Genomic DNA, 18,338 nt, shown 5'->3' with positions numbered 1-18,338 from the left:
AGAACAACAAAAACTGCCCTAAAGCAGAGCCTGAACTGGTTGGATCGAAAGATCATTGCAACTCAGCGATCAAAGCAATCCGTTTGCTCTTGGCTCCCGATTGGGAGGGTCACTCTGGACAAACCAGGTGACAAGGGCGTTAAACAAAAACAAGAAGCCCGAAATCGAATAATAAAAACAGAGCACGCAACTATTCTGGGGGAGCTTCGGCTCCCCTTGTGGTTTCTGGAATTCGCTCTGGCTCTCCTGGCGGCACAAACCAATAGTCTTGTGCACAAGTCGCGGCAGCTTCCTACACCATCCTTCGACTAAATGCTAGAATCACCGCCCATCATGCGGTCATTCTTCGTTTTTGGCCGAACATTCCTTCAAACAGTGCATCCCATGCTGAAGAAGCTGTTCCAGTCATTCCGTTCTCCCGTACGTCGTACGCAACACAAACGCAGCACCCCTGAAGTGCTCAATAGCAGCCAGCACTCGCTACAACGTGCTCAATTCAGCCGGTATGCGGTGAGTATCGTCGAGCGCTTGCAGAACGCCGGTTACCAGGCCTACCTGGTGGGTGGCTGCGTGCGCGACATGCTGCTCAATATCACTCCCAAGGACTTCGACGTTGCCACCAGTGCCACACCGGAGCAGGTCAGGGCCGAGTTTCGCAATGCGCGGATCATCGGTCGTCGCTTCAAGCTGGTGCATATCCACTTCGGACGCGAGATCATCGAGGTCGCGACCTTTCGCGCAAACCATCCGCAAAACGAAGACGAAGAGGACAACAACCAGTCCTCGCGTAACGAAAGCGGGCGGATCCTGCGGGACAATGTCTATGGCACCCTGGAAGAAGACGCGCAACGCCGCGACTTCACCATCAATGCCCTGTACTACGATCCGGTCAGCGAGCGGATCCTCGATTACGCCAATGGCGTCCATGACATCCGCAACAACCTCGTGCGCCTGATCGGCGACCCACGCAAGCGCTACCAGGAAGACCCGGTACGCATGTTGCGTGCCGTGCGCTTCGCGGCAAAGCTGAACTTCGGCATCGAGAAACACACTGCCGCGCCGATCCGCGAACTGGCCCCCATGCTGCGGGAAATTCCTTCGGCACGCCTGTTCGAAGAAGTGCTCAAGCTGTTCCTTTCCGGCCACGCTGCCGACACCTTCGAAATGCTGGTGGATCTGCAGCTGTTCGATCCTTTGTTCCCGGCTAGCGCCGAGGCCCTGGAATACAACCCGACCTATACCCATACACTGATCAGCGAGGCCCTGATCAACACCGACCTGCGGATCAAGCAGAACAAGCCGGTGACCCCTGCCTTCCTGTTCGCCGCCTTGCTCTGGCCCGCCCTGCCCGCTCGAGTGCTGCACCTGCAAGAGCGCGGCATGCCGCCAATCCCGGCCATGCAGGAAGCCGCCCACGAATTGATCGCCGAACAGTGCCAGCGCATAGCTATTCCCAAGCGCTTCACCATGCCGATCCGCGAAATCTGGGACATGCAGGAGCGCCTGCCACGGCGCAGCGGCAAGCGGGCCGACCAGTTACTGGATAACCCACGCTTTCGCGCCGGCTACGACTTCCTGCTGCTGCGAGAAAGCGCAGGCGAACAGACAGAAGGCCTGGGCGAATGGTGGACCGACTACCAGGACGCCAACGACTCCGAACGCCGTGACATGATCCGCGACTTGAGCGGCAAGGACGATACAGCCGGCGCCCCACGCAAGCGCCGGCGCAGTGGCGGCGCCAAGCGCAAGCGCACTGGTTCTTCGGACGCCTAGTGATGGAGCGGATCTACATCGGCATGGGCAGCAATCTGGCTGCCCCTGAAGAACAACTGCGCAGCGCCGTCGAAGCGCTGGCGCAGTTACCGCAAAGCCGGCTATACGGTGTATCGGCGTTCTACCAGAGCGATTCCCTGTTGCCTGGGCAACCTCGCTATACCAATGCCGTGGCAGCGCTGGACAGCACTCTGCCCCCTCTGACCCTGCTCGATGCCTTGCAAGCCATCGAAAACCAGCAAGGTCGCGAGCGCAATGAACGCTGGGGCCCCCGGACCCTGGACCTGGACATCCTGCTGTTCGGTGATCGACTGATCGATGAGCCGCGCCTGAAAGTCCCCCACTACCATATGCAGGCACGCCCCTTTGTCCTTTATCCCTTGGCCGAGCTGGCTCCTGCCGACCTGCAATTGGCCGATGGCCGAACCTTGCAGGAACTGCTCGCGGCCTGCCCATTTGTCGGCCTGGAGCGTCTGGCCTGACCGCTGAAACGCATCAGTAACGCGGGTAACACCAGCGGCGTAACAATGCGGTAACACATCTAATTGACTTCCAGGGTTCTCCTCACGACTATAGGCGTCCCGTTGCCGCCATCAAGGCGCTAAAGGGCGCAATTCAAGTGAGGCTTGTTCGCGGCACCCTCAGGAAACGCCAGGCAGAGGCAGTTATGCAACGGCGGATCAACCGCTGCCAGCCGCCCTCTTCCACGCACAGCATGCTGTGCTCATGCTCCACAGGTGAATCCCGGGACCGCTTTCACATCGCTTGGAACCAGGCTGTATAAGCACGACAAAAGACCGTGCGCCTGAACAACGAAGAATCACGCGCGTTACTCGCAGTAGTTTCCAAAGCGCCTGAATGAGGACCCCTTTTCATGCCAGATATCACGTTGACCACCCTGCAAAGCCTCAAGCAGAAAGGTGAAAAGATCACCATGTTGACCTGCTACGACGCGACCTTCGCCCATACCTGCTGCGAAGCCGGCGTCGAAGTCCTGCTGGTCGGCGACTCCCTGGGTATGGTCCTGCAGGGGCACGACAGCACGCTACCGGTCACCAATGCCGACATGGCCTATCACGTCGCAGCGGTGAAGCGCGGCAACAGCGGGGCACTGATCCTCGCCGACCTGCCTTTCATGTCCTACGCCACCACCGAGCAGGCACTGCACAGCTCGGCCCAGCTGATGCAGGCCGGTGCGCACATGGTCAAGATCGAAGGTGCAGCCTGGCTGGCCGACTCGGTCCGCCTGCTGAACGAACGCGGTGTTCCGGTTTGCGTTCACATGGGGTTGACCCCACAAACGGTGAACGTACTAGGTGGTTATAAAGTACAGGGGCGCAATGAGAGCCAGGCCCGACAAATGCGCGCCGATGCCATCGCCCTGGAACAAGCCGGCGCGGCGATGCTGCTGCTGGAGTGCGTACCCAGCGAGCTGGCAGCGGAAATCACCCAGGCCGTGAAGATCCCGGTCATTGGTATCGGTGCCGGTAGCGCCACCGACGGCCAGGTGCTGGTACTCCACGATATGTTGGGCCTGTCCCTCACCGGCCGCTCGCCCAAATTCGTCAAGAACTTCATGGCAGGCAAGGACAGTATCCAGGCTGCGCTGAGCGCCTATGTGCAAGAAGTCAAAGCCGTTACCTTCCCTGGCGCTGAGCACGGATTCTCCGCATGAACACTGTCAAGACAGTCCGTGAACTACGCGCAGCCGTCGCGCGCGCGCGTAGCGAAGGCAAGCGCATCGGCTTCGTGCCGACCATGGGCAACCTGCATAGCGGCCATGCCGCCCTGGTGGCCAAGGCCGCCCAGCGTGTCGATTTCGTGGTCGCCAGTATCTTCGTCAACCCGTTGCAGTTCGGCGCCGGCGAAGACCTGGACAAGTACCCGCGCACCCTGGCTGCCGACCAGGAGAAACTGCTCCAGGCCGGCTGCCACCTGCTGTTCGCCCCAAGCGTCGAGGAAATGTACCCCGACGGCATGGCCGGGCAGACCCGGGTCAGCGTTCCCCAGCTCTCGGACGGCCTGTGCGGTGCCAGTCGCCCAGGACATTTCGAAGGCGTGGCCACAGTGGTCAGCAAGCTGTTCAACATGGTGCAGCCCGACCTTGCCGTGTTCGGCCAGAAGGACTACCAGCAGCTGGCGGTCATTCGCGCCCTGGTGCATGACCTGAACATGCCGATCCAGATCATCGGTGAGCCGACGGTACGTGCCGCCGACGGCCTGGCACTGTCCTCGCGCAACGGCTACCTGAGCGAAGAACATCGGGCTATCGCTCCGGTGCTGTATCGCAGCCTGAGCCAGATTGCCCAGGCGATCAGGGAGGGTGAGCGCGACTACCCCAAGCTGCTGGCCGAACAGCAACGCCAACTGGAGGCGGCAGGACTGCGCCAGGACTACCTGGAGATCCGCCAGGCCCAGAACCTGCGCCCCGCCACATTCGAAGACCGTGACCTGGTGATCCTGGTCGCGGCCTACCTGGGCTCGACCCGACTGATCGACAACCTGCACCTGAACCTCGACGCGCCAGCCTGAGCGGCCGATTGCCCGAACCCCAAGCTTCGGGCAAACTGCCGCCGGCCGGGGCCTGTAGACAATTCTACAGGCCCCGATCGAGAATCTGGCCCAGCCAGTATCCAGGTCATGCCAACCGTATAGTCCTGATCCAGATCGACCAGCCCCAATCCCGTTTCTTAACACTCAAAGCCTGCATGCTGCCTGCTCGACCCGGCCTGTAAGAAAATTGTGCCGACCGCAAGTCGGACAAAACCAAGACAGAACAGCACGCCGGAGTTACTGTTGCCCTCCCGGATGATTAATCGAATCAGCACCGGAGGGAGCAAATGAAAGTCCTTGGGCCATATCGGACTTCTGGGGCTTTTCGGTGTCCAAAAGGCAGTTCAAGCAAAAGGAAAACCGCAGCGATGGCGTACTACCGCACTCCTCACGACGTTACCGCTCTGCCCGCCTGGCAGGCGCTGAAAGACCACCGCCAAGCCATGCAGGACTTCAGCATGCGCGAGGCGTTCAATGCCGACCCGCAGCGCTTCAGCCAATTCACTCTGAGCAGCTGCGGCCTGTTTCTCGACTACTCCAAGAACCTGATCAACAGCCAGACCCGCGACCTGCTGGTTAGCCTGGCGCAAGAAGTCGGCCTGGCCGATGCGATCAAGTCCATGATGACTGGCGAGCTGGTCAATGCTTCCGAAAGCCGCCCGGCCCTGCACACCGCCCTGCGCCGCCCAGTTGGCGACAAGCTGTCGGTGAACGGCGTCAACGTGATGCCGGAAGTACACAAGGTGCTGAACCAGATCACCGAACTGGTGGGCCGTATCCACGACGGCCTGTGGCGCGGCTATACCGAGAAGCCCATCACCGATGTGGTGAACATCGGCATCGGCGGCTCCTTCCTCGGCCCGGAACTGGTCTCCGAAGCCCTGCTGTCGTATACCCACAAGGGCGTGCGCTGCCACTACCTGGCCAATATCGATGGCAGTGAGTTCCACGAGCTTTCAGCGAAGATTCGTGCTGAAACCACGCTGTTCATCGTTTCCTCCAAATCGTTCAACACCCTCGAAACCCTGAAGAACGCCCAGGCTGCACGGGCCTGGTACCTGGCCCAGGGGGGCTCCGAGGCGGAGTTGCACCGCCACTTCATCGCAGTGTCGAGCAACAATGCGGCCGCGGTAGCCTTCGGTATCCGTGAAGAGAACATCTTCCCGATGTGGGACTGGGTTGGTGGGCGCTATTCGCTGTGGTCGGCCATCGGCCTGCCGATCGCCCTGGCCATCGGCATGTCCAACTTCAAGGAACTGCTGTCCGGTGCCTACACCATGGACCAGCACTTCCAGAACGCCCCGTTCGAACAGAACATGCCGGTGCTGCTGGCCCTGCTGGGTGTGTGGTACGGCAACTTCTGGGGTGCGCAAAGCCACGCGATCCTGCCGTACGACCACTACCTGCGCAACATCACCAAGCACCTTCAACAACTGGACATGGAGTCCAACGGCAAGAGCGTGCGCCAGGACGGAAGCCCGGTGAATACCGATACCGGCCCGGTAATCTGGGGTGGCGTCGGCTGCAACGGGCAACATGCCTACCACCAGCTGCTGCACCAGGGTACCCAGTTGATCCCTGCCGACTTCATCGTGCCGATCGTCAGCTTCAACCCGGTGGCCGACCATCATCAATGGCTGTACGCCAACTGCCTGTCCCAGAGCCAGGCCCTGATGCTGGGCAAGACCCGCGCCGAAGCCGAGAGCGAGCTGCGGGACAAGGGCCTGAGCGAGGCCGAAGTGCAACGGCTGGCACCGCACAAAGTGATCCCAGGCAATCGCCCGAGCAACACCCTGGTAGTGGAGCGCATCAGCCCACGGCGCCTTGGCGCACTGGTAGCGTTGTACGAACACAAGGTATTCGTGCAGAGCGTGATCTGGGGCATCAACGCCTTCGACCAATGGGGCGTGGAGCTGGGCAAGGAACTGGGCAAGGGCGTCTACAGCCGCCTGGTGGGCAGTGACGAAACCCTGGCCGAGGATGCCTCGACCCAAGGCCTGATCAACTACTTCCGTGGTCGCCACCGCGGCTGATCGCCTGCATCCATGGGGGCCGGCTTGCCGGCTCCCATTCGGGCCCTGGCCCTGGCCCTTGAACCTTGCCCCCACATGCGCGCACCCTTGGACCTTGTCGCCAAACAAGCACAAGGAGCCGTCATGTTCGATATCAGCATTTTTCCGAAAGCCGATGCCGTCCGCCAGGCAGCCCAACTGAGCCAGGACGACTACCTCCACCTCTATCGCCAGTCCATTGAGCAGCCAGAACTGTTCTGGGCCGGGCAAGCCAAACGTTTCCTGCACTGGAGCCAGCCCTGGGCCGAGGTGCATCGCTATGACAGCCACACTGGCCAGGCCAGCTGGTTCCGCGGCGGCCAGCTCAATGTCAGCTACAACTGCATCGATCGCCACCTGGAGACACGCGGCGACCAGGCCGCGATCATCTGGGAAGGCGACGACCCTGCCGAATCCCTGCGCATCACCTACCGCACCTTGCACCAACAGGTCTGCCGCCTGGCCAACCTGCTCAAGAGCCGCGGCGTGAAGAAAGGCGACCGGGTGTGCATCTACATGCCGATGATCCCCGAGGCCGCCTACGCCATGCTCGCCTGCACCCGCATCGGTGCCGTGCATTCGGTGGTGTTCGGCGGATTCTCCCCGGAAGCCCTGCGCGACCGGATCCTCAACGCCGATTGCCACACCCTGATCACCGCTGACGAAGGCCTGCGCGGCGGCAAGCTGGTGCCGCTTAAAAGCAATGTCGACAAGGCCCTGCTCAGCTGCCCGGACGTCAGCAGCGTGATCATGGTGCAGCGCACCGGCGCTGCAGTGAGTTGGGTCGACGGCCGCGACATCCATTATGAGCAGGCCATGGCCGCCAGCAGCGACCAGTGTGCGCCCGAGCCGATGGACGCCGAGGACCCGCTGTTCATCCTCTACACCTCCGGCAGCACCGGCAAACCCAAGGGGGTGCTGCACACCACCGGCGGCTACCTGCTGCAGGTGGCCATGACCTTCAAGTACGTCATGGACTACCGCGACGGCGAGGTCTTCTGGTGCACCGCCGATGTCGGCTGGGTCACCGGCCACAGCTACATTCTCTACGGCCCATTGGCCAACGGCGCCACCACGCTGATTTTCGAAGGGGTACCCAACCACCCCAGCACTTCGCGCTTCTGGGAGGTGGTGGACAAGCATCGGGTGAACATCTTCTACACCGCGCCCACCGCCTTGCGCGCGTTGATGCGCGAAGGCAGCGGCCCGTTGCGCAACAGCTCGCGCGCCAGCCTGCGCCTGCTCGGCAGCGTCGGTGAACCGATCAATCCTGAAGCCTGGGAATGGTATTTCAACGCCGTGGGCGAACAACGCTGCCCGATCGTCGATACCTGGTGGCAGACCGAGACCGGCGGCATCATGCTCAGCCCGCTGGCCAGCACCCGGCTGATAAAGCCTGGCTGTGCCATGGCACCGATGTTCGGCGTGCAGCCGGTGTTACTGGACGACCAAGGCCAGGAGATCCAGGGCGCCGGCAGCGGCATTATGGTGCTCAAGGGCAGTTGGCCGGGGCAGATCCGTACCGTCTATGGCGACCCGCAACGCATGATCGAGACTTACTTCGCGCCCTATCCGGGCTACTACTTCACCGGCGATGGCGCCCGTCGCGACGAAGACGGCAGCTACTGGATCACCGGGCGCATCGATGACGTAATCAACGTCTCCGGACACCGTATCGGTACCGCGGAAGTGGAAAGCGCCCTGGTACTCCACGACGACATTGCCGAAGCCGCGGTGGTAGGTTACCCCCACGACCTCAAGGGCCAGGGGATCTATGCCTTTGTCACCCCGATGCAAGGCGTCGAGCCTGGCGAGCAGTTGAAGCAGGAATTGCTCGCCCTGGTCAGTCGAGAAATCGGCAGTTTTGCCAAGCCCGATCTGATCCAGTGGGCACCGGCATTGCCCAAGACCCGCTCGGGCAAGATCATGCGACGTATCTTGCGCAAGATCGCCTGCAACGAACTGGACAGCCTGGGCGATACCTCAACCCTGGCAGACCCCGGCGTGGTGAATGGGCTGATCGACAAACGCCTGAACAGCTGAAACCGGAGCGGCCCCGGCCGCGCCGCCTTTTTCATTATCCGCAGCGAGTCGCCATGGAATTCATTCGCAGCCGTATCGAAAGCCAGGTCATGAGCCTCTCCGGCCTGTCCCTGGGCCAGCTCGACCTGGAAAACCCCAAGGGCGACCCTGGCCTGTTCGGCCCGGGCGCGGTCTGCTGGCAAGTACACGCCGACTTCAGCAGCATGCTGATTGGCGGTATCAGCGCCTTGCTGATGCAGGCGTTGCATCCCCTGGCCCTGGCCGGGGTCTGGGACCATTCGAACTTCCGCCAGGACCTGATCGGTCGCCTGCGGCGCACCGGGCAGTTCATTTCCGGAACCACCTTCGGCTCACGCCAGGACGCCGAATGGTTGATCGATAAAGTCCGCGGTATCCACTTGCACATCACCGGCACCGCACCCGATGGGCGAGCTTATGCCGCCAGCGATCCGGACCTGCTGACCTGGGTGCACGTTGCCGAAGTCAGCAGCTTTCTCGCCGCCCACCTGCGCTATCTCAACCCGCATCTGCCAGGAACGGACCAGGATCGCTACTACGATGAAGTCGCCCTGATTGCCGAGCGCCTTGGCGCCCGGAATGTGCCTCGCTCGCGCAGGGCTGTGGCCGACTACTTGCAAGCCATGCGTGCGCAACTATTGTGCGACGAGCGCAGTCGCGAAGTATTGCGCTTGCTGCTGGCCGCTCCAGCCCCCAGCCGGCTGGCCAAGCCCCTTGGCTCATTGATGATGCAGGCCGGAATCGACCTGTTGCCCGACTGGGCCAGTGCCCTGCTCGGCGTCAACCAGCTCCCCCTGCAGCGCCAGCTGATCCGCGCCAGTATCAAACGCAGCGCACCGATGCTGCGCTGGGCAGTACGCGACAGCTCCGCGCACCGGGCTAGACGGCGCATGGGCCTGTAGAAACCGACCGGCCAAGGTCAATGACGGCGCCATCGCCCACCCGATCGGCGCCTCGGGCTGCCGATATTGGTGACCCCGCTGCATGAAATGCTCTAGCGCGATGCCAGGAAAGGCCTGGCCATCGAGCGCTAACCCCGTACATCCGTAGGAGCGAGGCTTGCCCGCGAGACAAACGTCATGACACCGCCGTGCATCAGGCACAGCGCGTGTTCGTTGAAGATTTATCGTGGGCAAGCCTCGCTCCTACAGACAACAGAAGCCCACCACCGCGCGCACCGCCTACAAGCACTAAACGAAGCTGGTAAACTGCCCCGCCCAATCATTCGCAAGGCGCCCGCATGTCTTCCTTGAACCAGGCGCTGCGCGCCGCCCTCGATCATCGCCAAGACCTGCTCGCCGAGCTGCACCAGCAAGGCACCGATTGCTATCGCCTGTTCCATGGCAGCCAGGAAGGCGCCGGCGGCCTGACCATCGACCGATATGGCCCGCAACTGCTGGTCCAGAGCTTTCACCAGCCACTGGAACGCGATGCCCTGCTGCAACTGCATGAGATCGTCGACCAGCGCCTGGAACTGTCTAGCCTGCTGGTCTACAACGACCGCTCCCGGAGCAATTCGCGTATCGCCCGTGAAGACTCGGTGTACCGCGCCGAAGACGCCGCGCTGGAAGATCTCGTCGGCCATGAGTGGGGCCTGAACTATCGGGTTCGCGGGCGTCATACCGGACAGGACCCCTTGCTGTTCCTCGACCTGCGCAATGCCCGGGGCTGGGTCAAGCGCCACAGTGCCGGCAAGAGCGTGCTCAACCTCTTTGCCTATACCTGTGGTGTCGGGCTCTGCGCTGCCGCAGGTGGCGCTCGCGAGGTCTGCAACCTGGACTTCGCCGAAGGCAATCTGGCGGTCGGTCGGGAGAACGCCCAGCTCAATCCACAGTTGCCATCGATGGAGTTCGTGCAGTCAGATTATTTTCCGGCGATCCGCCAGTTGGCAGGCCTGCCCATCAGCCAGCGACGTGGGCAGAAACTGCCCAGCTACCCACGCCTGGAACAACGCCAGTACGACCTGGTGCTGCTGGACCCCCCAGCCTGGGCCAAGAGCGCCTTTGGCACCGTCGACCTGCTGCGCGATTACCAAAGCCTGCTCAAACCCGCGCTATTGGCCACCGCCGAGGATGGCGTACTGATCTGCTGTAACAACCTGGCCAAGGTCTCGATGCAGGACTGGCGCGAACAAGTTCTGCGCTGCGCCGAGAAAGCCGGGCGCCCGGTGCGGGATTGCCAGGTCCTGCCACCCGCCTCGGACTTCCCCTCCCTGGATGGCCATCCACCGTTGAAAACCCTGGTCCTGCAACTCTGAAGCGATGTCATAAATCTGAACAATCCTGAAAAATGGACTGGTTTCGGAACCGTAAACGCGTGCCATACTCCAAGGCACATTTGATTCAAAAGATGAAGCCTCGCATGACCAAAGGATTGATTCGCGCTACCTGCGCCTTGTTGACCGCTCTCGCCCTTTACAGTCTGCTGGGCTTTTTCATTTTGCCGGGTATCGCCCTGCGCGTGGCCAACCAACAATTGGCCAACTACGCCACGACCCCTGCGCATATCCAACGCATCGAACTCAACCCTTTCAGCCTTGAACTGACGGTCTGGGGCCTGGGCATTGGCGAGCCGGGCAAAGAGCAAGTGGCCTTCGAGCGCCTCTACGCCAACCTGCAACTGGACAGCCTGTGGACTCGCGCCCTGCACCTGGCGGATGTGGAGCTGGACCAGCCCAAGACCGAGATCCTTTTCGACAAGGAGGGCAAGCTCAACCTCCTGGGCCTGTTCAAGCTCCCGGCCAGCGAACCCACGCCCAGCGATCCTGAGGCCAAGCCCTTTCCCGTCCGTATCGAGCGCATCAAGCTGGCCGGTGGCTACGTGCATTTTCAGGATTTGCGCCCCAGCGAGCCCATCGAGTTCCTCTACAACAAGCTCGACTTCGAGCTGAAGAACCTCAGCACCCTGCCTGACGACAGCGCCGACATGACCCTGGTGGCGACCGGTCCTGATGGCGGGCAGATCGACTGGAGCGGTAACTTCAGCGTGACCCCATTGGCGTCCGAAGGCACCTTGAAAGTCACCGACGGCAAGATGAAAGCCTGGTGGCCTTACGTTCGCGATGCCGTACCGCTGGTGCTGGAAGAAGGCCAGGTGAGCCTCGACACCCATTACAAATTCAGCCTGGACAAAGGCACCGAGCTCTTGCTGGACAAGGCATCGGTCAGCATCGCGCCCTTTGCCATCAAGGCGCCAGATGGCCGTCCCCTGGCGCGACTGGAACGCCTGGACGTCAGCGAGACCACGGTGGACCTGGCCAAGCAGCAAGTCGTCGTCGGCAAGATCAGCAGCCAGAAACTTGAAACCTGGGCCGCCCGCGAAGCCGACGGCCAACTGGATTGGCAAAAGCTGTTCGCCAGCCAGCCCGCCAAACCGGCCCCCAAGCATGAGCCCGCCACCGCCGAAGCGCCCAAGGAGCCAACGGCGCCGAGCAAGCCCTGGCAGGTCCTGCTCAAGGACGTGCAGTTGCGCAACTACCAGGTGCACCTGGCCGACCGCCAGGTCAAGCCGGCGGTCGCCCTGGAAGTGGGACCGCTGAACCTGGACCTGAAGAACTTCGACAGCCTCAACCAGTCGCCCTTCACCCTCAAGCTCGATACCGGCCTGGGCAAACAGGGTCGGATCGATGCCAGCGGCGAGTTCAACCTCAACCCCATCAGCGCCAAACTCAAGGTACAGACCAAGGACATCGACCTGCGCGTCGCCCAGTCCTACATCAGCCCATTCATTCGCCTGGAGCTGCGTAGCGGCATGCTCGGCAGCGATCTGGCGGTCGACCTGAAGAAGGTCGAACCGCTGGCCTTCAGCATCACCGGCCGGGCCAACGTGGATCAACTGCACACTCTGGACACTCTGAAGACCCGCGACTTCGTGAAGTGGAAGCAGGTGGTGGTGGAAGGCCTGAACTACCAGCATGGCGACAGCCTGAGCATCAGCCGCATCAACCTGATGCAGCCCTATGCGCGCTTCATCATCAACGATGACCGCACCACCAACGTCGACGACCTGCTGATCCCTCAACCGGCGGGCAGCGCCAGCAAATCCTCGGCCAAACCAGCGGCCAGCTCGAGCAAGCCCCTGGGCATCCACATCGGTGAAATCGCCATCAACGACGGCTCGGCCAACTTCGCCGACCTGACCCTGACGCCCAACTTCGCCACAGCCGTCCAGCAGCTCAACGGCCGGATCGGCACCATCGACAGTCGCCAGGCCAAGCCTGCGGATGTGGACGTCAAGGGCAAGGTCGATCGCTATGCGCCAGTGACCATCAAGGGCAGCGTCAACCCTTTCGATCCGATGTCGGCCCTGGATATCGCCACCAGCTTCAAGCGGGTGGAACTGACGACCCTGACGCCCTATTCCGGCAAGTTCGCAGGCTTTCGCATTCGCAAGGGACGGCTCAACCTCGACCTGCACTACATGATCACCAAGGGCCAGCTCAAGGCCGAGAACAAACTGGTGGTCGAACAACTGCAGTTGGGGGAAAAGGTCGACAGTCCGGACGCCGTGGACCTGCCAATTCGCCTGGCGGTGGCCCTGCTCAAGGACACCGACGGCAAGATCTCCATCGAGCTGCCGATCTCGGGCGACCTGAACAACCCGCAGTTCAGCGTCATGCCGATTGTCTGGCAAACCTTGCGCAACCTGGTGCTGCGCGCGGCCCAGGCACCGTTCAAGTTCATTGGAGGCCTGATCAGTGGTGGAGGGTCGGAAGACCTGGGTAGCGTGAGTTTCACCCCAGGCTCCAGCGAACTGAGCAAGGAATCCGAATCGTCACTGACCAATCTGGCCAAGGCGCTCCAGGAGCGCCCGACCCTGCGCCTGGAGATCGAAGGTACCAGCGCCCAGAGCAGCGACGGCCCGTTGATTGCCGAACAACGCCTGGAGCGCGAATACCAGTACAACTACTACAAGATCCTCCAGCGTCGCGGTGACAAGGTCCCTGCCCAAGCCTCGCTGCTGCAGGTGCCCGAAGGCGAGAAAGCCCCATTGCTCGAGGGCATCTATCGCACCCGCCTGAAACAACAGCCACCTGCGGAATGGAATCAGCTCAGTCGTGACGAGCGTAGCGCCAAGCTGCGTGAAGGCTTGATCAAGTACTGGGGCGCCAGCGAGGTGCTGTTGCGTCAGCTGGGCCAGGAACGAGCCAGCAGCATCAAGGACTTCCTGGTGGAAAAGGGCCAGTTGGCTGACGACCGGGTCTACTTCATCGACGCCAACCTGGGCCAGGCAGAAAGCAACGGCAATGTGATTACCCCTATGCATCTGGACAGCGAATGATCCTGGGGCGGAGCTGTCCCCTCTGACCGGCACCCTTGCTCATCAGGCGTTGATATCCGCCACTCAATAGAACAGGCCCCGACACCAAGTGCCGGGGCCTGTAATGATCACATCCCTGTGATCTTCGCATGAACCCTTGAAAGTAGTGGCAGGCACCAGCCTGCCGCTACCTCTCCCTGTCCAGGCGAGAACCTGTCGGCTTATTCAGCCTTCAAGCCATCGGCGGAGACCGCCTTCACGCCTTTGATCTTCTTGGTGATCGCCACCGCTGTGGCCTTTTGCGACTCGGTGATGGCCACGGTGGACGACAGGGACACGACGCCCTTGTTGGTTTCGACCTTGATATCAGTGCCAGGAATGCCTTTCTCGGTGACCAGATCGCTTTTCACCTTGGTGGTGATCCAGGTGTCGGAGGTGGCCTCTTTGGCCTTGGTCACTTCACCGGCAGCCACGACCATGGGCGACTGGGTGCTTTGGGTGGGCTGTGCAAAAGCTACGTTGGCCATAGTCAGGGTCAGAGCGGTAGCGGTTGCAGCAGCGATAGCGAACTTCTTCATACGAGTAACTCCTGTTCTTCTGGGAAGCCTGCGCCGTGTCCTGGCAACAGGGTTATCAGGGATATTGCAGGCGCTGTGCCAACTCCCAACCAAACAAAATATCCATATAAATCAATATCTTATAAAAAACACAAAAATTCGGACTCATGCAAAATGCATGATGACGCGCATCTCTGCATGCAAGTTGCGAGTTCCTGGCGGCCAGCAGCCAGCCATTCAGGCCTCATCCGCACTACAGCCTTTGGGAGCATAGTCCGCCTCCACCGTGGTGACGCAGCTCCAACCGGTTGCCGCCGAACGCCTCAGGGTCAAGCTCTTGTCCAGCACTGGCCCCGGGGCATTGAGGATCGTGCAGCCGATGCTCCCTTCTCCAGTGGCTGCCGTGCCCGCAGCGCTCATCCGGCAATTGGATGTCTGTGCAATACCACCGGCCAGCGCCAAGGTCGGATCGGTGCCCTGCGCAAGCAGGTCCTCGACGCCCGCTTTCAGCGCCGAGGCCTCCGCCAGCGCAGCGACTACCTTGGCCCTGGCCTGGTACTTGGCGTAAAGCGGCATCGCCACCATCGCAAGGATGCCGATAATGGCGACCACCACTAGCAATTCGATCAGGGTAAAGCCGGACTGTCGTTTCATGGATTGCCTCCTGGCATGAATAGAAATTGCAAGAAAAGCCGCAAGGGCCATCAGACCCAAAGCACGCCCTGTGCCAGATGCCTCACCCCGCAATCCAGGCTCTACAGGGCAGAGGTCCAAGGCCTTCGCTGCAAGAAGTCGCACTAACTGACAAATTTCGTCAGCCTCTGTCGTTATCCGTCAGGGCTCCGGGAGCTAGGCTTGAAAGGGCAGGAAGGCATCTGCCTGTGCGGTAGTTCGCAACGAAATCCACCGTCTTATCAGGGATCGAACCATGGCGGTAAAAGCTTCCAGGACCAGCGTGTACCTCTGGCAAGGTACCGATAGCCGGGGTCATGTCATGAGCGGCGAACTGAGTGCCGCGAACCCGGCCCTGGTTGGGGCTCGCCTACGCAAGCAGGGCATCATCCCAACCAGGGTCCGCCGCAAACCTCGGTACGGGCTGCGTTTGGGAGCGCGGGTAAAATCACGGGACATCGCTTTGCTCACCCGCCAATTGGCAACGCTGTTCCAGGCTGGCGTACCGCTGCTGCAGTCCCTGGAAATCATTGCCGATAGCTTCGGCCAACCGTTGATCCGCCAGCTCCTGGGACAACTCAAGCACGATATCGAGGCCGGCTCCAACCTGGCCAACGCGCTGCGCAAACACCCACAACACTTCGACCCGTTGTACTGCAACCTGGTGGAGGCCGGCGAGCAGGCAGGGGCCCTGGATACACTGCTGGAGCGGATCGCCACCTACCAGGAAAAAAGCGAGCGTCTCAAGGCCCGCCTGAAGAAGGCCATGGTCTACCCCCTGGCAGTGATCGGCGTCGCGCTCATAGTCAGCAGCATCCTGCTGCTCAAAGTGGTTCCGCAATTCCAGAGTCTGTTCGCCGGCTTCAATGCCGAACTGCCCTGGCTGACCCAGAAGGTCATCGGTCTTTCATATTTCCTGCAGCAACACGGTGGAACCTCGCTGGCAGCCTGCCTGGGGCTCGGGCTAGGTGGACGCCTGCTCTATCGTCGTTCTGCACGTCTACGCGATCATCTGGATGCAGGGTTGTTGCGCTTGCCCCTGGGTGGCGCCTTGCTGCACAAGTCTGCCGTGGCGCGCATGGCCCGTACCCTGGCCACCACCTTCGCTGCGGGAGTCCCCCTGGTTCAAGCCCTGGAGTCCGTCGCTGGTGCCAGCGGCAACCACATTCATCGACGCGCGATGGAGCGTATCCGCCTCCAGGTCGAAGGTGGCATGCAACTGAATTTCGCCATGCGTGCCAGCGGTGTTTTCCCTGACATGGCGATCCAGATGACCGCCATCGGTGAAGAATCCGGAACCCTGGATCATTTATTGGAAAAGGTAGCGGCGCATTATGAAACCGAGGTGGATAACCTGGTGGACAGCCTGACCAGCCTCATGGAGCCTTTGATCATGGTGATCCTGGGCAGTATCGTCGCAGCCTTGGTACTGGCGATGTACTTGCCCATTTTTCAACTCGGTACAGCGATCTGAACATGTCCTTGCCTGAAGTCCTTAGCCTTTATCCCCTGGTATTCGTAATGACCGGCCTACTGCTGGGGCTGATCGTCGGCAGTTTTCTCAATGTACTGGTCTGGCGTCTGCCACAGATGCTCGAGCGTGACTGGCGGGCCCAAGCCCATGAAATCCTGGGGCTACCTGCAGAGCCTGAAACCGCTCCCTATAACCTGCTGTTGCCCCATTCCCATTGCCCCAGCTGCGGAACACCTATCCGTCCCTGGCAGAATGTTCCGCTGATCAGCTATCTGTGGCTGCGTGGCCACTGCGCCCATTGCCAAGCCAGCATCAGCCTGCGCTATCCCCTGACCGAACTGGCTTGCGGCCTGCTCTCGGCGTTCGTAGCCTGGCATTTCGGTTTTGGCTGGCCAGCCGGCTTGATGCTGCTTCTGAGCTGGGGCTTGCTGGCCATGAGCCTGATCGACGCCGACCATCAGTTGCTACCGGATGTTCTGGTACTGCCGTTGCTGTGGCTGGGACTGATCGTCAACAGCTTCGGTATCTTCACAGACCTTGAGAATGCCCTGTGGGGCGCGGCGATCGGCTACTTGTTCCTGTGGTCGGTGTTCTGGCTGTTCAAGCTGCTGACCGGCAAGGATGGCCTGGGCCATGGTGATTTCAAGCTGCTGGCGCTGCTGGGTGCCTGGGGCGGTTGGCAGATCCTGCCGCTGACCCTGCTTCTGGCCTCCCTGACCGGGGCGCTGCTGGGCACCCTCATATTGCGCTTGCGCCAGGCCAAAGGCTCGACGCCTATCCCCTTTGGCCCATTTCTGGCGATTGCCGGCTGGATTGCCTTGCTCTGGGGTGGTCAAATAACCGACTTCTATTTGCAGTTTGTCGGTTTCCAATGACTCGCTCCGTGAACACCCCCTGGACCCTTGGCCTTACCGGCGGTATCGGTAGCGGCAAGAGCGCCGCCGCCCAGCACTTCATCGACCTGGGCATCCATGTGATCGACGCCGATCACGCCGCCCGCTGGGTGGTGGAGCCTGGACGCCCTGCCCTGGGCCAGATCGCCCAGCACTTTGGTGACGGCGTATTGCAAGCCGACGGCCAGTTGGACCGCGCGGCCCTGCGCAAGCTGATCTTCGAAGAGCCGGAACAGCGCCGCTGGCTAGAGGCCCTGCTGCACCCGCTGATCGCCGAGGAGATCGCCAGCCACCTGGCCCGTGCCGAATCACCCTACGCGATCCTGGTATCGCCTTTACTGGTGGAGTCCGGTCAGGCCCGGATGACCCAGCGCATCCTGGTGATCGATGCACCACAGCAATTACAGGTCGAACGTACCCTGCTGCGTGACCAGGTCAGCGAACAGCAGGTCCAGGCGATCCTGAAGGCCCAGGCCAGCCGTGAAGAACGGCTACGGCATGCCGATGATGTACTGGTCAACGACCGCGACCGGGCCTGGTTGAACAGCGAGGTCGAACGCCTGCATCACTTTTACTTAACTTTGCGTGGAGGCCAGCCATGAGCCAACCCCTGACCGTCGAATGCCCAACCTGTGGCGCCCCCGTGGAATGGACCGCGGCCAACGTCAACCGGCCGTTCTGCTCCGACCGTTGCAAATTGATCGACCTGGGCGCGTGGGCGGCCGAGGAACACAAGATCCCGGTGAGCCCGGACGCCGAGGACGAGCTGTTCTCCGAGGAACTGCCGCCCCGGGCCCACTGAGTCCGCCGATAGATCGATCAGGGCCGCATGAAGCTGTAGTCCTGATCGTCGTCGAGGTTTTCCGCGAGGAACTGCAACTCATCCGCCAGGTCCTCGATACTGCGCACATTCTTGCTCTGCTGCACCACCGCGCTAAGCAGGGCCCGCAGGCTCAAACCCGGCTCGAACCCTTCCTGCAAGGCATTTTGCAGGCTGTCGCGCACTTCCTGCCGGGCCCACTGATAGACACTCATGACCGCACTC

General features: G+C 61.4%; 16 protein-coding genes. 13 read left to right on the top strand and 3 right to left on the bottom strand.

Features of this window, described 5'->3' with window-relative positions:
- Nucleotides 1-384 precede the first annotated feature (384 nt).
- From C4K39_RS21650 to C4K39_RS21610, 9 genes are all read left to right on the top strand, one after another.
- On the top strand, nt 385-1,773 hold the full coding sequence (locus tag C4K39_RS21650; RefSeq protein WP_068575515.1) for a polynucleotide adenylyltransferase PcnB: 1,389 nt from the start codon (nt 385-387) through the stop codon (nt 1,771-1,773).
- A 2-nt stretch (nt 1,774-1,775) separates the two neighbouring features.
- Nucleotides 1,776-2,255 carry a 2-amino-4-hydroxy-6-hydroxymethyldihydropteridine diphosphokinase gene (gene folK, locus C4K39_RS21645; RefSeq protein WP_124347373.1) on the top strand — a complete coding sequence of 160 codons (480 nt, stop codon included), beginning with the start codon at nt 1,776-1,778 and terminating at the stop codon, nt 2,253-2,255.
- 392 nt (nt 2,256-2,647) lie between these two features.
- Nucleotides 2,648-3,448 carry a 3-methyl-2-oxobutanoate hydroxymethyltransferase gene (gene panB, locus C4K39_RS21640; protein ID WP_124347372.1) on the top strand — a complete coding sequence of 267 codons (801 nt, stop codon included), beginning with the start codon at nt 2,648-2,650 and terminating at the stop codon, nt 3,446-3,448.
- Nucleotides 3,445-4,305, top strand: a complete 861-nt coding sequence (gene panC / locus C4K39_RS21635; RefSeq protein WP_068575518.1) for a pantoate--beta-alanine ligase — start codon at nt 3,445-3,447, stop codon at nt 4,303-4,305. The genes panB and panC overlap by 4 nt, the downstream gene beginning before the upstream one ends.
- A gap of 389 nt (nt 4,306-4,694) precedes the next feature.
- Entirely contained in the window at nt 4,695-6,359 is a 1,665-nt protein-coding gene (pgi, locus tag C4K39_RS21630; protein ID WP_124347371.1) for a glucose-6-phosphate isomerase, read from the top strand.
- Between the two features lie 123 nt (nt 6,360-6,482).
- Nucleotides 6,483-8,420, top strand: coding sequence for an acetate--CoA ligase (acs, locus tag C4K39_RS21625; RefSeq protein WP_124347370.1), 1,938 nt, complete (start codon nt 6,483-6,485; stop codon nt 8,418-8,420).
- Nucleotides 8,421-8,473: 53 nt separating this feature from the next.
- Nucleotides 8,474-9,340, top strand: coding sequence for an oxygenase MpaB family protein (locus tag C4K39_RS21620; RefSeq protein ID WP_124347369.1), 867 nt, complete (start codon nt 8,474-8,476; stop codon nt 9,338-9,340).
- A gap of 338 nt (nt 9,341-9,678) precedes the next feature.
- A complete protein-coding gene (locus C4K39_RS21615; RefSeq protein WP_068575522.1) occupies nt 9,679-10,695 on the top strand; it encodes a class I SAM-dependent rRNA methyltransferase in 1,017 nt (338 codons plus the stop codon).
- A gap of 104 nt (nt 10,696-10,799) precedes the next feature.
- Nucleotides 10,800-13,718: a DUF748 domain-containing protein gene (locus C4K39_RS21610; protein WP_124347368.1), complete on the top strand. Its 2,919-nt coding sequence runs from the start codon at nt 10,800-10,802 to the stop codon at nt 13,716-13,718.
- A gap of 200 nt (nt 13,719-13,918) precedes the next feature.
- Here C4K39_RS21610 and C4K39_RS21605 read toward each other — a convergent pair whose 3' ends face one another.
- Together C4K39_RS21605 and C4K39_RS21600 are read right to left on the bottom strand one after the other, a co-directional pair.
- Nucleotides 13,919-14,275: a BON domain-containing protein gene (locus tag C4K39_RS21605; RefSeq protein WP_124347367.1), complete on the bottom strand. Its 357-nt coding sequence runs from the start codon at nt 14,273-14,275 to the stop codon at nt 13,919-13,921.
- A gap of 216 nt (nt 14,276-14,491) precedes the next feature.
- Entirely contained in the window at nt 14,492-14,908 is a 417-nt protein-coding gene (locus C4K39_RS21600; protein ID WP_124347366.1) for a pilin, read from the bottom strand.
- 274 nt (nt 14,909-15,182) lie between these two features.
- On the opposite strand from C4K39_RS21600, the gene C4K39_RS21595 reads away from it, so the two are divergent.
- From C4K39_RS21595 to yacG, 4 genes are read left to right on the top strand one after another with little or no spacing between them, the layout of a single operon-like run.
- A complete protein-coding gene (locus tag C4K39_RS21595; RefSeq protein WP_068575526.1) occupies nt 15,183-16,400 on the top strand; it encodes a type II secretion system F family protein in 1,218 nt (405 codons plus the stop codon).
- A gap of 2 nt (nt 16,401-16,402) precedes the next feature.
- Nucleotides 16,403-17,275: a prepilin peptidase gene (locus tag C4K39_RS21590; protein WP_124347365.1), complete on the top strand. Its 873-nt coding sequence runs from the start codon at nt 16,403-16,405 to the stop codon at nt 17,273-17,275.
- Nucleotides 17,272-17,895 (top strand): dephospho-CoA kinase, encoded by a 624-nt coding sequence (gene coaE, locus C4K39_RS21585; RefSeq protein ID WP_124347364.1) that lies wholly within the window; start codon nt 17,272-17,274, stop codon nt 17,893-17,895. Before C4K39_RS21590 ends, coaE begins: the two co-directional genes overlap by 4 nt.
- Complete coding sequence (gene yacG / locus C4K39_RS21580; protein ID WP_068575529.1) at nt 17,892-18,095, top strand: DNA gyrase inhibitor YacG; 204 nt, start codon at nt 17,892-17,894, stop codon at nt 18,093-18,095. Before coaE ends, yacG begins: the two co-directional genes overlap by 4 nt.
- Before the next feature lie 17 nt (nt 18,096-18,112).
- On the opposite strand, the gene C4K39_RS21575 is transcribed toward yacG, so the two are convergent.
- Complete coding sequence (locus C4K39_RS21575; RefSeq protein WP_022641062.1) at nt 18,113-18,328, bottom strand: hypothetical protein; 216 nt, start codon at nt 18,326-18,328, stop codon at nt 18,113-18,115.
- Nucleotides 18,329-18,338 lie beyond the last annotated feature (10 nt).

The organism is Pseudomonas sessilinigenes (genome assembly GCF_003850565.1).
GTDB lineage: Bacteria > Pseudomonadota > Gammaproteobacteria > Pseudomonadales > Pseudomonadaceae > Aquipseudomonas > Aquipseudomonas sessilinigenes.
The sequence above is the reverse complement of the archived record's forward strand: the minus strand, read 5'-3'. Positions and strand labels throughout refer to the sequence as shown.